Genomic DNA, 14842 nt, shown 5'->3' with positions numbered 1-14842 from the left:
TAGTGTGTGTGGATTAGAAGCGAGGAGAGTGAATATATTGAGTTTAGATTGGTTAAGAAAATGTATAGGTGGAATTCTCCTTGTTTCGCTTTGTCTTATTGGTTTTTACAAACCGGTTCAACAATTTATCAATACACCGAACTCTGTAAGGGTAATGGAAGGGGATCAAGTTGCTCTCCCTAAGGCTACATCCGTTACAACGATGGGTTCTTCTGATAATCAACATGTTCAATTTAAAGAAGAGGAAGGTAAGCTCTCGATTCAAGGAAGTTCTGTAGGTAAGGATGAAGTTGTCTTTGAATTAGCTGGTTTACCCATAAAAAAAGTCGATGTAGAAGTGCTGAAAGATTTCAAGGTGATCCCGGGTGGTCAATCCATCGGGGTGAAATTAAATACTGTCGGGGTGTTGGTGGTAGGTCACCATTTAGTTGAAACAGAGGCTGGTAAGATGTCCCCCGGCGAAAAAGCGGGAATACAAGTGGGAGATATGATAACAGAAATAAATGGAACGAAAATTGAAGAGCTTGCGGATGTTGCTCCTTTTGTTCAGAAAGCAGGAGAAGAATCCAAATCTTTAGACGTTGTGATTAAGCGTGAACAAGAGACCGTAAAAACTCAATTGCTTCCGTTAAAAGAAAAAGGGGAAAATAACTACAAATTAGGCTTGTATATTCGTGATTCTGCAGCTGGAATCGGCACAATGACGTTCTTCGATCCGAAGTCCAAGAAATATGGGGCACTGGGACATGTCATTTCAGACATGGATACAAAAAAACCGATTGTGGTTGAAAACGGAGAAATCGTTCATTCAGAAGTAACGTCCATTCAAAAAGGAAAGGACGGAAAACCTGGTGAGAAATTAGCCCGTTTTTCTTCTGATCGAAACGTAATCGGGAACATAACCCGAAACAGTCCATTCGGGATTTTTGGAGAATTAAACCAAACCATTGATAACGACCTGATGGATAAACCGATGTCCATCGCTCTTTCCCACCAAGTAAAAGAAGGACCTGCCCAGATATTGACTGTGGTAGATGGGAAAGATGTAGAAATGTACGATATTGAAATTGTCAGTACCATTCCTCAGAAATATCCGGCAACAAAAGGGATGGTTTTAAAAGTGACAGATCCCAAGCTGTTGGAGAAAACAGGTGGAATCGTCCAAGGCATGAGTGGAAGTCCCATCATTCAAAACGGAAAAGTCATCGGGGCTGTCACACATGTATTTGTAAACGATCCGACAAGCGGGTATGGTGTACACATTGAATGGATGCTCAGTGAAGCTGGAATCGATATTTACAAGAAAAATCATGACCGAGCAAGCTAAAAGTGGAAAACCCTTACTAAAGTCCCGATCGTGGGTGCTTATAAGGGTTCTTTTTTTTCGTGTAAAATGAATGTTTTCACTCAGGACAGTTTGCCAAAACGAGGTATAACTTGTTAAAATAAAGATTATTCGACAAACCCATGAGTAAATATCGAATAGGGTCGAAATATAAAGAAATCTTTAGAAAATCAAAGAAAATATAATATTTTTCAAGTTTTTTTCAAAAATAAAAGGAATTTAGGTTGCATTGTCGAAAAAGTAATTTAGAATAAAATTACAGAGATGAATTAATTAGGATTGAGGAGGAAACCTGTAGTGAAATCGATTAAAGTATGTGTTGTGGATGATAACCGTGAACTGACGTCATTATTGGAAGACTACATTGCTTCACAAAATGATATGGAAGTAGTAGGAATTGCTCATAATGGCCAAGATTGTTTAGATTTGTTAGAAGAAGTGGATCCGGATGTCCTGGTTTTGGATATTATAATGCCTCATTTGGACGGGCTTGCTGTGTTAGAACGACTTCGTGAAAAGAAGAGCATTCCTAATGTCATTATGCTGACAGCCTTCGGTCAAGAAGATGTAACGAAGAAAGCCGTCGACCTTGGAGCTTCTTACTTTATCCTAAAGCCATTTGATATGGAAAATCTAGTGAGTCACATTAGACAAGTCAGCGGTAAATCAAACTCAATCATCAAAAAACCTTCCTCATCCAGAATGCATACCGAGCAGAAACCAAGAAATTTAGATGCAAGTATTACAAGTATCATCCACGAAATAGGCGTTCCGGCACATATTAAAGGGTACTTATATTTAAGGGAAGCGATTTCTATGGTTTATAATGATATTGAATTACTTGGTTCAATTACAAAGGTACTTTACCCTGATATTGCGAAAAAATACAACACTACAGCATCAAGAGTAGAACGGGCGATTCGTCACGCAATTGAAGTGGCTTGGAGCAGAGGGAATATCGATTCAATTTCTTCTTTATTCGGATACACAGTGAGTATGTCCAAGGCTAAGCCGACGAATTCTGAGTTTATCGCTATGGTTGCTGATAAGCTTCGTTTAGAACATATGGCTTCATGAAAGAGTAAGGACTAGTGCTTCATTTTGAAAAGCTGAATAGTAAGATTAAAACCCTATGAACCCAGCTGGTTTCGTAGGGTTTTTTGGTTTAACGATTCCTGTGTCCGGGTCCGTTTCCTCAGTAACAATCGCCTCTTTTTTTTGAATTAAGGAGTACGCCCTTACAGGTTGTCCCTCAATACATAAGATACAATGTAGTGCAAAAATATGAACGGGGAGGTGAGAAAATGGGATGCTTTCGTGATAGAGATGATGTAGCTGGTGCATTCGACAGAGATAGAGACGATTTTAGAGTTCCTGTAAGAGCCTTTATTAGAGGGGAAGATTTCTGCAGAGCTGTACGCCGTTGTGACAGAGACGATGTAAGAGGTATTGAAGACCGCCGCCGCAGAAGAAGATGCTCTTGGTTCTAATAAGATGACACCCTTGACGGGTAAATCGGAAAAATCCTGAGAAACTCAGGATTTTTTTTTGAAAAGGTTTCATCCTTTGAGGAGATTTAAAATAAGTATATAATATGAGTAGACAAACATTCATAAGGGTCGCTAAAGAATGTACATACAGGATTGGATCTTACCTAAAGAAAAGGGAGTGCGCTCATGTCACTAATCTTTGCACACCGTGGCTCAGCCGGGACTCATCCGGAAAACACAATGGAGGCGTTTTATGAAGCTGAAAGAGTGAGGGCAGACGGTATTGAATTAGATGTTCAGCTGACGAAGGACGGAGAAATCATCGTGATTCATGATGAAACGGTTGATCGCACCACGAATGGGAAAGGGTTCGTCAAAGACTATACGCTTAAGGAAATTCAAAAACTGCAAGCGAATTATAAATTTAAAAGTAAGTTGTTTAAAAAAAATCGTGTGCCTTCATTGAGAGAGGTATTTCAGTGGTTAAAGAGCAATGACTTACTTTGTAATATTGAGTTGAAAAACAGTATTATGGACTATCAGGGCTTAGAAGAAAAAGTGATCGGTTTGATTAGGGAGTTTGGATTTGAAGATCGTATCATTATCTCTTCATTTAATCATTACTCGATTGTAGCGTGCTACCGATTGGAGCCTGCAATCGAGATTGCCCCACTATACTCATCAGGGTTATTCATGCCTTGGATTTATGCCCAATCTCTAAGGGCGAAAGCGATACACCCCAACCTGAAGGCAGTCAAGGATGAAATCATAATTGAATCGATGAAAAACGGGATTTGTGTCAGGCCTTACACGGTGAATAAAGTGGAACAAATGGAGAGATTACTGAATGTAGGTTGCACTGCATTTGTAACGGACTATCCTGAAAAGGCATGGAAGCTGAGAGAAAGTAAAAAAGGCTAGCGCATACATAAGCGCTAGCCTTTTTTGTTGAATCGGGACTGTACTTTATTCCGCTTCCGATCTCGGTGTAGAACAAATCCTGCGATAAAACCGAGACCGCATATAAAGAATACTAATCCTATGACAAATTGCAACCATAAATAAGGTATGGGAGGCTGCAGAATGCCAAATAACATATCTCTCATCAATTTAATCCCTAGAGCAGCGAGTGCGCCGGGAATCAACATAATAATAAGGGCAATTAGACGGACCATGAGGTGCATAACTCCTTTTTCGTTTCCATACTAAAATTCTAACTCCAACTAGAAAATTGTCAAGTTTCGAAAAGTAGTGTAACATTATGTTTGTGAAAAAAATTGCAGGTATCGATAATCGGGGTGAAAAATGTTGCAAGAGGTTCTAATTGTCGGCGGGGGTAAGGGTGGAACAGCCATCTTGAAAATCCTCCACGAAGCTTCCGTCATGAAAGTGATCGCAGTTGTAGACCTAAATGAAAACGCTTCAGGGATGTTGTTGGCTAAAGAGCTGGGGATACCGGTTGGTACTGATTGGCGACAATTCCTGAACGATTCTGTTGATATCGTCATTGAAGTGACCGGTGAACAAAAAGTGTTTGAAAATATAAGAGATAGGCGGGGGAAGAACACCGTTATTATTCCAGGCAGTGTTGCCTTTCTTATTTCAAAGCTTCTGGAAGAGAAGGAAGATCTCATCCATCAATTAACAAGTGAATCCTTTAAAAGAGACCTCATTTTTAACTCTACTGATGATGGTATGGTCGGAATAGACGACCAGGGAAATGTGATGCTCTTCAATAAAAGTGCAGAAAGAATGATCGGTAAGGACCAGGAAGACGTAATGGGGCTGCATATTTCTGATGTGATTCCAGAGAGTAAATTAACCACCACGATTGAAACCAGACGAACTGAAATTCATCAGGAAGTTGTTTTGGACAATGGGCTGAAAATCATTTCCAATCGTATTCCAATGATTACGGACAATGATGAAATTATCGGAGCTTTTTCTGTATTTAAAGATATCACGGAAGTCGTGAATCTTGCAGAGGAAATAACGAATCTTAAAGAAATTCAAACGATGCTTGAAGCCATCATTCATTCCAGTGATGATGCAATCTCAGTAGTCGACGAAGAAGGGAAGGGGATATTAATAAACCCTGCTTATACAAGAATCACAGGACTCTCCCAACAAGAAGTAATTGGAAAACCGGCAACGGCAGACATTTCTGAAGGAGAGAGTATCCACTTGAAAGTCTTGCAAACAAGAAGAGCCATCAGGGGAACGAGGATGCGGGTAGGTCCGAAGCGAAAAGAAGTTATTGTTAATGTAGCTCCTATTATCGTGAATGGTAAACTCAAGGGGAGTGTAGGCGTCATTCATGATATGTCCGAGATTCAGTCACTTACTCAGGAGTTGGATCGGGCCAGAAGAATTATTCGCACTCTTGAAGCGAAGTATATGTTTGAAGACATCATAGGGGATTCAGAGGAAATGATGATTGCGGTAGAACAAGCTAAATTAGGGGCAAAAACGCCTGCCACAGTTCTTCTCAGGGGTGAATCCGGTACAGGGAAAGAATTATTTGCACACGCTATACATAATGCGAGTAATCGAAAGTTCAACAAATTCCTGCGGGTCAATTGTGCCGCACTATCAGAGAACTTATTGGAAAGTGAATTATTTGGTTATGAAGAAGGTGCATTTTCAGGAGCGAAGCGGGGAGGTAAGCGAGGTTTGTTTGAAGAAGCGAATAATGGAAGTATCTTTCTTGATGAAATTGGAGAATTGAGTGCCAATACTCAAGCTAAGTTACTGAGGGTCCTGCAGGAAAACGAGATCGTTCGTGTGGGGGGGACAAAATCCATCCAGATTAACGTCAGGGTCATTGCAGCGACAAATGTGAATCTGGAAAAAGGAATCGCTGACGGCTCATTCAGAGAAGATCTTTACTATAGGCTCAATCGAATGCCCATTCAGATTCCGCCACTAAGACATCGTAAATCAGATATTCCCCGCATTGCCGAAACCCTTATTACGAAGATCAATCAGGATTACGGTAGAAATGTTGAAGGGGTAACAGAGCAAGCAATGAATAACTTAATGAATTATCATTGGCCGGGTAATGTAAGAGAGCTTGAAAATGTATTGGGAAGGGCCATTATCTTTATGAATTACAACGAAGTGAAGATAGACATCAAGCATTTACCTCAACTGGAAAATACGTCTAAAACCCTTGTTAAAGAAGTTCCTTATGAGACGGAGGGCACCGTTAAGGACCTTGCAACGCAAGTGGAACAATATGAAAAAAATATAATCCAAAGGGTTTTGGAGCAGAATAATGGTAATAAAACAGCAACTGCCAAAGCATTAAATGTGTCTGTTCGAAACTTGTATTATAAAATTGAAAAATATAACATTGAAATAATTAGCATGAAATAATTTGCGTGGTATGAAAAATATTGCATGAACAACATGATCGAATAAAGCGTTTTCAGTATATTGGAAGTTGGCACGGTTCTTGCAAGAGGTTTTGTGGGAACATAATAACAGAAAAAAGGGGTTGAAACGACATACATGAATCTACAATCTTTGGTGGAAAAAGCAACCCAGATAGAAAATTCCACTGTAGCGGTTGCTGCTGCAGAAGATAAAGAAGTCCTTGGGGCTGTCGCTATGGCAGTTGAAAAAGATATGGCCAAATTTTTACTTTTTGGCGATAAAGAAGAAATCATCTCTCTTATAGAAGAGGTCGCACCGCAACTTCGATCTCACAGCAGCATTAAAATCAAGCATGCATTTTCGCCGCAGAAATCAGCCGAACTGGCTGTAAAGGCTGTGAAGGAAAATGAAGCAGGTGCCCTGATGAAAGGGAATGTCCCTACTGCTGTTATTTTAAAAGCAGTATTGAATAAAGAGTGGGGTCTCCGCACAGGCAATGTTTTATCACATGTAGCAGCTTTTGAGGTGGAAGGGTTTGATAGACTGACATTTATTACGGATGCAGCGATGAATATTGCACCTGATCTCCAGCAAAAAGCGCAAATTATTGAAAATGCCGTCGAGATTGCCCGTTCGATCGGTGTTTTCCATCCAAAAGTAGCTCCAATAGCGGCAGTTGAAGTAGTGAATCCTTCTATGCAGGCAACAGTTGATGCTGCTTCTCTTACGATGATGAATCAAAGAGGTCAGATCCGAAATTGTGCCGTGGATGGTCCATTAGCCTTGGATAATGCAGTTTCACACCACGCTGCTGAACATAAAGGGATTGAAAGTGAAGTCGCAGGACAAGCGGATATCCTTCTCGTTCCAAACATCGAAACAGGCAATGCTCTTTACAAGTCCCTGATCTATTTTGCAAAAGCGAAAGTAGGGGCTGTGATCGCTGGAGCAAAAGCACCAATCGTATTAACATCCAGAGCCGACAGTGCAGAAAGTAAATTATATTCACTGGCACTGGCTATATGCTCTGCTTCAAATAATTAGTGATACAAATCAAAACATATAAGACTTTAGGGGGAAATGAAAATGAAAATTTTTAGCTATATGGAACAATATGATTATGAGCAATTGGTATTCTGTCAAGATGAATCATCAGGTTTGAAAGCAATCATTGCGATTCATGATACTACACTTGGACCTGCACTTGGTGGGACTCGTATGTGGACATATGAATCCGAAGAAGCGGCGATTGAAGATGCGCTTCGCCTTGCACGCGGTATGACGTACAAGAATGCTGCAGCAGGTCTTAATTTAGGTGGAGGGAAAACGGTCATTATCGGTGACCCTCGCAAAGATAAGAATGAAGAAATGTTCCGTGCATTTGGTCGCTACATTCAAGGACTGAACGGTCGTTATATTACGGCTGAAGATGTGGGGACAACAGTTGCTGATATGGACTTGATCCATGAAGAAACAGATTATGTTACAGGTATTTCACCAGCGTTTGGATCTTCAGGTAACCCATCTCCAGTAACTGCGTACGGCGTATACCGAGGGATTAAAGCGGCAGCGAAAGAGGCATTCGGAACAGATTCACTTGAAGGAAAAACGATCGCCGTTCAAGGAATCGGAAATGTTGCTTACAATATGTGTCGTCACCTTCACGAAGAAGGAGCGAACCTGATCGTAACAGATATCAATAAAGAAGCGGTTCAGCGTGCAGTAGATGAATTTGGAGCAAAAGCTGTTGACATCAACGATATTTATGGAGTTGACTGTGACATCTTTGCCCCATGTGCTCTAGGAGCAATCATTAACGATGAAACCATTCCACAGCTTAAAGCAAAAGTCATTGCTGGAGCTGCGAATAACCAATTGAAAGAAACTCGTCATGGTGACGCTATCCATGAAATGGGCATCGTTTATGCACCTGACTATGTCATCAATGCGGGTGGGGTCATCAACGTAGCGGATGAATTATACGGCTACAATAGTGAAAGAGCCATGAAGAAAGTGGAGCAAGTTTATAACAACGTGGAGCGAGTAATAGAAATCGCTAAACGTGATAATGTTCCAACTTACGTAGCAGCTGATCGTATGGCCGAAGAAAGAATCGAGAAAATGCGCCGTTCAAGAAGCCAGTTCTTACAAAACGGCCAACATATTTTAAGCAGACGTGGATAATTAGAAGAAAAAACGCTTTATTTCTAACAAGAGTAGAGCGTTTCTTCCCTGTTAATACGAACATCGAACAGATTAAGGGGTTATCTATCATAGGGGAAAAATTCTACGTACAAACATAATAATAACAGCTACCCAAATGGAGGTAACAACAGTGCAAGAAAACAAACATCGAATATTAGTCATTAACCCTGGATCGACATCGACCAAAATTGGTGTTTTCGATGATGATCGATCTATCTTTGAAAAGACAATTCGTCATGATACAGACAAGATTAATGAATTTCCAACTATCATTGATCAGTATGAATTCAGAAAGGATACCATTCTTCAAACGTTAGATGAAGAAGGGATCAACATTTCAAAGCTAAGTGCTGTTTGTGGCCGTGGAGGCCTTCTTAGACCGATAGAAGGCGGCACCTACTTAGTGAATGATGACATGCTAAAGGATCTTAAGGAAGGATTTTCAGGTCAGCATGCATCAAACCTTGGTGGGATTATAGCATTTGAAATTGCTTCTGGATTAAACATTCCGTCTTATATTGTCGACCCTGTTGTAGTGGACGAGCTGCAATCCCTTGCCCGGGTTTCAGGGTTTTCACTCATTGAAAGAAAGAGTATTTTCCATGCATTAAATCAGAAAGCGGTAGCAAGAAGAGTTGCAAAGGAACTCGGAAAGAAATATGAGGACCTAAACCTGATCGTCACTCATATGGGTGGTGGAATTACCGTCGGTGCCCACCGCAATGGGAAAGTCGTAGATGTGAATAATGGTTTACATGGCGATGGCCCATTCAGTCCTGAAAGAGCAGGTACGGTTCCAGCGGGTGATTTAGTTGACCTATGCTTCTCAGGTGATTATTACCGTGATGAAATCATGAAGAAACTCGTTGGTCAAGGTGGCTTAGTCGGTTATCTTGGAACAAACGATGCAGTAAAAGTAGAGAAGATGATTGAAAATGGCGATGAAAATGCCAAAGCCGTGTACGATGCGATGGCATATCAAATTGCTAAAGAGATCGGGGCAGCAAGTGCCGTCCTTAATGGTAAAGTAGACGCCATTGTGCTAACGGGTGGACTTGCTTATGGTAAAGAGTTTGTAAAGGCGATAAGCAATCGAATCAATTGGATAGCGGATGTCGTGATTCAACCAGGAGAAAATGAACTGCAAGCTCTTGCGGAAGGGGCATTAAGGGTCTTGCGAAGTGAAGAAGACTATAAGGTGTACCCTGGAAATGTAAAAGAAGAAGCAAGAGTATAAGAGCAAGGAGGACTCAAGATTGGCAGAAGAATATGATTTAGTCATTCTAGGGGGAGGCACAGGTGGCTATGTAGCCGCCATTCGTGCTTCTCAACTTGGATTAAAAACAGCAATCGTTGAAAAAGGAAAACTGGGGGGGACATGCTTACACAAAGGATGTATACCCAGTAAAGCTCTTCTTCGCAGTGCTGAAGTATATGCTACAGCTAAACACAGTGAAGATTTCGGTGTGAAAATCAATGGGGTAGAATTAGATTTCACAAAAGTTCAATCTAGAAAAGACGGGATCGTTGAACAGCTTCACAAAGGTGTTCAACACTTGATGAAACAAGGCAAGATCGATGTATTTGAAGGACTTGGACGCATTTTAGGACCTTCGATTTTCTCTCCGATGCCTGGGACAATTTCGGTTGAAATGAACAACGGGGAAGATAATGCTATGTTGATCCCTAAGAATGTGATCGTTGCAACAGGTTCCAGACCCCGTTCATTACCGGGACTAGATATTGATGGAGAATACGTATTATCCTCAGATGAAGCGCTTTCACTTGAAGCTCTTCCTAAATCGATCATCATCGTCGGCGGAGGGGTCATCGGTATTGAGTGGGCTTCCATGCTGTCTGACTTTGATGTAGAGGTAACCGTGGTGGAATACGCTGATAAAATCGTCCCAACCGAAGACCATGAGATTTCTAAAGAAATGCAGCGCTTAATGAAGAAAAAAGGCGTCAAAATTGTGACAAGTGCAAAAGTGCTTCCTGAATCCTTAGAAAAAGGGGACGGAGAGGTGACCATTAAAGCTGAGCATAAAGGAGAAGAAAAATCCTTTACTGCAGAAAAAATCCTTGTATCAGTTGGTAGACAAGCGAATGTTGAAGGCATTGGCTTAGAGAACACAGATATTAAAGTTGAAAAAGGCTTTATTGAAGTGAATGATTTCTTCCAAACAAAAGAGTCTCATATTTACGCGATCGGAGATGTCATCGGTGGTCTTCAATTAGCTCACGTTGCTTCTCACGAAGGAATCACAGCAGTGGAACATATGGCGAATGAGAAGCCTCATCCTATTGACTATTCCCTCATTTCAAAATGCATCTATAGTAATCCCGAAATTGCAAGCGTAGGGATTACGGAGCAGGAAGCGAAAGAAAAGGGATATAACCTGAAGACTGGTAAATTCAGCTTCAGAGCAATCGGAAAAGCACTCGTATATGGAGAATCTGATGGATTTGTCAAAATTATAGCTGACAAAGACACTGATGACATTCTAGGTGTACACATGATTGGTCCGCATGTAACGGACATGATTTCAGAAGCGGGACTTGCTAAAGTATTGGACGCAACCCCTTGGGAAATCGCGCACACCATCCACCCTCATCCATCCCTTTCAGAAGCGATCGGAGAAGCCGCATTGGCTGTTGATGGAAAAGCGATTCACTCATAGAAAAGAGAAGCCGACTGTTCTGGCCCGACAAGCACAATGGGGAAATCCCAAAAGGCGTACTTTGCCTTATGGGATTTATCCATTGTGACCTCGAGGGCCAAGGAGGCGCAGCTGGACAAATAGAAAAGCGTATATGGCTTTTTTGGCCGTCTTCAACAAAAAATATTATAAGGTAGAGATCCTCTCTACCTTTCCAACCATTAGATTGTGTAGGAGGTAAACAAAATGGCAGAAAATCGTCATGAAGAGTTAGGACTTTCCAATGAGAAAGTATTAGAAATGTATGAAACCATGCTCCTTGCCAGAAAAATTGATGAGCGTATGTGGTTACTGAACCGTTCGGGTAAAATCCCATTTGTTATTTCATGTCAAGGTCAGGAAGCGGCTCAAGTTGGTGCTGCATTCGCTTTAGATCGTGAAAAGGATTATGTTCTTCCGTACTACCGTGACATGGGAGTGGTATTAACATTCGGGATGACGGCTAAAGAATTGATGTTATCAGGTTTTGCGAAAGCAGAAGATCCAAACTCGGGCGGACGTCAGATGCCTGGTCACTTTGGGCAAAAGAAAAATAATATCGTAACGGGTTCATCTCCTGTAACCACTCAAGTGCCACATGCGGTTGGTATCGCCCTTGCCGGGAAAATGGAGAAGAAAGACGTTGTAACGTTTGTGACATTCGGGGAAGGATCGTCCAACCAGGGAGATTTCCATGAAGGAGCAAACTTTGCTGGTGTACATAAACTTCCTGTTATTTTCATGTGTGAAAACAACAAATATGCGATTTCTGTTCCAATCGAAAAGCAATTAGCATGTGAGAAAGTGTCCGATCGTGCCATTGGGTACGGTATGCCGGGAATCACGGTTGATGGAAATGATCCAATCGAAGTATATAAAGCTGTCAAGGAAGCAGCAGATCGTGGTCGTCGTGGAGAAGGGCCAACTCTGGTTGAAACGGTTTCGTATCGTTTAACTCCTCACTCCTCGGATGATGATGACAGAAGCTATCGTTCTCCAGATGAAGTAGCGAAAGCGAAAACAAACGATCCAATCATCACGTTTGGTGCTTACCTGAAAGAAACAGGCGTTATGAACGATGACATTGAGAAAGAAATCAATGATCGTGTTATGAAGCTCGTGAACGAAGCAACGGATTATGCAGAAAATGCTCCATATGCTGAAGCAGAATCAGCGATGAAGTATGTTTATGCAGAAGAGAAGTAAGGGGGAATTCAATCATGCCAGTAATTTCATATATTGATGCCGTAACGATGGCAATAAGAGAAGAAATGGAACGTGATGAAAAAGTATTCGTTCTTGGAGAAGATGTCGGGAAAAAAGGTGGAGTATTCAAAGCGACTCACGGATTGTATGATCAATTTGGAGAAGAGCGTGTCATTGATACCCCGCTTGCAGAATCGGCTATCGCTGGAGTTGGAATCGGAGCTGCCATGTATGGTATGAGACCAATTGCTGAAATGCAATTTGCTGATTTCATTATGCCGGCAGTTAACCAAATCATTTCTGAAGCAGCACGTATACGTTACCGTTCGAATAATGATTGGAGTTGTCCGATGGTTATTCGTGCTCCTTACGGTGGAGGAGTTCACGGGGCTCTATATCATTCACAATCGGTAGAGGCTGTGTTCGCTAATCAACCAGGATTGAAAATTGTCATGCCATCTACTCCTTATGATGTGAAGGGCTTACTGAAAGCGGCTATTCGTGATGAAGATCCGGTATTATTCTTTGAGCATAAACGTGCTTATCGCTTGATCAAAGGTGAAGTGCCTGAGGATGACTACACTCTTCCAATCGGGAAAGCAGACGTGAAGCGTGAAGGAGAGGACATCACAGTAATCACATATGGTCTGTGTGTTCACTTTGCTCTTCAAGCAGCGGAAAAGCTTGCTCAAGACGGAATTGAAGCGCACATCCTGGATTTACGTACGATTTATCCATTAGATAAAGAAGCGATCATTGAAGCAGCTTCTAAAACAGGTAAAGTGCTCCTGGTGACAGAAGACAATAAAGAGGGAAGCATCATGGGTGAGGTTTCTGCGATTATTGCTGAAAACTGTTTATTCGAGCTTGATGCTCCTATCAAACGCCTTGCTGGTCCTGACGTTCCTGCAATGCCGTATGCTCCGACAATGGAAAAATACTTTATGATTAACCCGGACAAAGTAGAAAAAGCAATGCGTGAACTTGCAGAATTTTAAACACATTGAATATCAATTAAACGCACAGTAAGGAGGGTTCCTCATGGGTATTGAAAATATGAAAATGCCTCAGCTAGGGGAAAGTGTTACAGAAGGTACAATTAGTAAATGGTTGGTGTCACCCGGTGATACCGTCAATAAATATGATCCGATTGCAGAAGTTCAAACAGATAAAGTAAATGCAGAAGTACCGTCATCCTTCACCGGTACAATTAAAGAATTAATTGCTGAAGAAGGAGACACTCTTGAAGTCGGGGAAATCATTTGTTCGATTGAAGTTGAAGGTGGAGGTTCGGCACCTGCTGAAGAAGCTCCGAAAGAAGAGCCTAAAGAGGAAGCAAAAGGATCGGCTCCAGCTAAGCCAAAAGCTCCAAACAAAGATAGTGGAAATAAAGCCAGGTATTCTCCAGCCGTATTAAAACTATCTCAAGAGCATGATATCGATCTGAACCAGGTGGAAGGCACTGGGAACGGTGGTCGTATCACTCGTAAGGACCTAAAGAAGATCATTGAATCAGGTTCTATCCCGAAAGCGGGAGAAGCACCTGCACCTAAAGCTGAAGCACAGGCACCACAACAAGCTGTGAAAGAATCGGCACCGGAGCAACCGGCTAAACAACAAACAGCTGCAGCGAACGTTCCTGTCGTCCCTGGTGATATTGAGATCCCGGTTTCAGGGATCCGCAAAGCGATTGCATCCAACATGGTACGCAGTAAACATGAAGCTCCACATGCATGGACCATGATGGAAGTGGATGTAACCAACCTGGTAGACTACAGAAATTCACTTAAGACAGAATTCAAGCAGCGTGAAGGCTTTAATCTTACTTTCTTCGCATTTTTCGTGAAAGCTGTTGCCCAAGCCCTAAAAGAATATCCACAAATCAACTCTATGTGGGCTGGGGATAAGATTGTGCAGAAGAAAGACATCAATCTTTCCATTGCAGTAGCTACAGACGATGCATTGTATGTGCCTGTGATTAAAAATGCAGACGAAAAAACGATCAAAGGAATTGCCAGAGAAATCACTGAGCTTGCCGGAAAAGTTCGAAGCGGTAAATTGACATCCCAAGATATGCAGGGAGGCACATTTACTGTTAACAATACCGGGTCATTTGGTTCAGTACAATCGATGGGCATCATCAATTACCCACAAGCAGCAATCCTTCAAGTAGAATCGATTGTGAAACGTCCGGTTGTCATGAACAACGGAATGATCGCAGTTCGAGATATGGTGAACTTATGTATGTCACTTGATCACCGTGTTCTGGATGGTCTGGTTTGCGGAAGATTCTTACAGCGTGTTAAAGAAATCTTAGAAAACACTTCAAAAGAAAATACATCTGTATATTAATCGTTATAAGGACTGACCCTGGGTGGTTAGTCCTTATTATTATTTATTTCTAGATAGAATGGTTTATAAAAATTTAATGATAGACTGAACCATCCGGGAAATTCAGGTGGAATATTCCTGGAAGAATATTCTGAAATGATTTATTAAACCACTTATAGGACGTTTTT

At 41.5% G+C, this 14842-nt stretch carries 13 protein-coding genes; 12 read left to right on the top strand and 1 reads right to left on the bottom strand.

Going from position 1 to position 14842, the window contains the following annotated elements; genetic code table 11:
* Positions 1-37: 37 nt before the first annotated feature.
* From spoIVB to AAEM60_RS14825, 4 genes are all read left to right on the top strand, one after another.
* Entirely contained in the window at positions 38-1327 is a 1290-nt protein-coding gene (spoIVB, locus tag AAEM60_RS14840) for a SpoIVB peptidase (protein WP_341356579.1), read from the top strand.
* Between the two features lie 315 nt (positions 1328-1642).
* A complete protein-coding gene (spo0A, locus tag AAEM60_RS14835; protein WP_299738282.1) occupies positions 1643-2422 on the top strand; it encodes a sporulation transcription factor Spo0A in 780 nt (259 codons plus the stop codon).
* A 227-nt stretch (positions 2423-2649) separates the two neighbouring features.
* Positions 2650-2835 carry a hypothetical protein gene (locus AAEM60_RS14830; RefSeq protein WP_299738280.1) on the top strand — a complete coding sequence of 62 codons (186 nt, stop codon included), beginning with the start codon at positions 2650-2652 and terminating at the stop codon, positions 2833-2835.
* Positions 2836-3021: 186 nt separating this feature from the next.
* Entirely contained in the window at positions 3022-3756 is a 735-nt protein-coding gene (locus AAEM60_RS14825; RefSeq protein WP_299738278.1) for a glycerophosphodiester phosphodiesterase, read from the top strand.
* A 14-nt stretch (positions 3757-3770) separates the two neighbouring features.
* Here AAEM60_RS14825 and AAEM60_RS14820 read toward each other — a convergent pair whose 3' ends face one another.
* Complete coding sequence (locus AAEM60_RS14820; protein WP_299738277.1) at positions 3771-4010, bottom strand: DUF2627 domain-containing protein; 240 nt, start codon at positions 4008-4010, stop codon at positions 3771-3773.
* A gap of 133 nt (positions 4011-4143) precedes the next feature.
* Here AAEM60_RS14820 and AAEM60_RS14815 point away from each other — a divergent pair, with 133 nt between their 5' ends.
* The 8 genes from AAEM60_RS14815 (at position 4144) to AAEM60_RS14780 (ending at position 14675) form a co-directional block, all read left to right on the top strand.
* Entirely contained in the window at positions 4144-6213 is a 2070-nt protein-coding gene (locus AAEM60_RS14815) for a sigma 54-interacting transcriptional regulator (RefSeq protein ID WP_299739598.1), read from the top strand.
* A 135-nt stretch (positions 6214-6348) separates the two neighbouring features.
* Complete coding sequence (gene yqiS, locus AAEM60_RS14810) at positions 6349-7257, top strand: phosphate butyryltransferase (protein WP_299738275.1); 909 nt, start codon at positions 6349-6351, stop codon at positions 7255-7257.
* A gap of 42 nt (positions 7258-7299) precedes the next feature.
* Positions 7300-8397, top strand: coding sequence for a branched-chain amino acid dehydrogenase (bcd, locus tag AAEM60_RS14805; protein WP_341356578.1), 1098 nt, complete (start codon positions 7300-7302; stop codon positions 8395-8397).
* Between the two features lie 136 nt (positions 8398-8533).
* Entirely contained in the window at positions 8534-9655 is a 1122-nt protein-coding gene (gene buk / locus AAEM60_RS14800) for a butyrate kinase (RefSeq protein WP_341356577.1), read from the top strand.
* Between the two features lie 19 nt (positions 9656-9674).
* Entirely contained in the window at positions 9675-11099 is a 1425-nt protein-coding gene (gene lpdA, locus AAEM60_RS14795) for a dihydrolipoyl dehydrogenase (protein WP_299738269.1), read from the top strand.
* 225 nt (positions 11100-11324) lie between these two features.
* On the top strand, positions 11325-12323 hold the full coding sequence (locus tag AAEM60_RS14790) for a thiamine pyrophosphate-dependent dehydrogenase E1 component subunit alpha (RefSeq protein ID WP_299738267.1): 999 nt from the start codon (positions 11325-11327) through the stop codon (positions 12321-12323).
* A gap of 14 nt (positions 12324-12337) precedes the next feature.
* Entirely contained in the window at positions 12338-13321 is a 984-nt protein-coding gene (locus AAEM60_RS14785) for an alpha-ketoacid dehydrogenase subunit beta (protein ID WP_299738265.1), read from the top strand.
* A 43-nt stretch (positions 13322-13364) separates the two neighbouring features.
* Positions 13365-14675, top strand: a complete 1311-nt coding sequence (locus AAEM60_RS14780; protein WP_299738264.1) for a dihydrolipoamide acetyltransferase family protein — start codon at positions 13365-13367, stop codon at positions 14673-14675.
* Positions 14676-14842: the final 167 nt, after the last annotated feature.

The organism is Rossellomorea sp. y25 (genome assembly GCF_038049935.1).
Classification (GTDB): domain Bacteria; phylum Bacillota; class Bacilli; order Bacillales; family Bacillaceae_B; genus Rossellomorea.
Note: the sequence above shows the minus strand (reverse complement) of the source record. Positions and strands in the feature narration are given on the sequence as shown.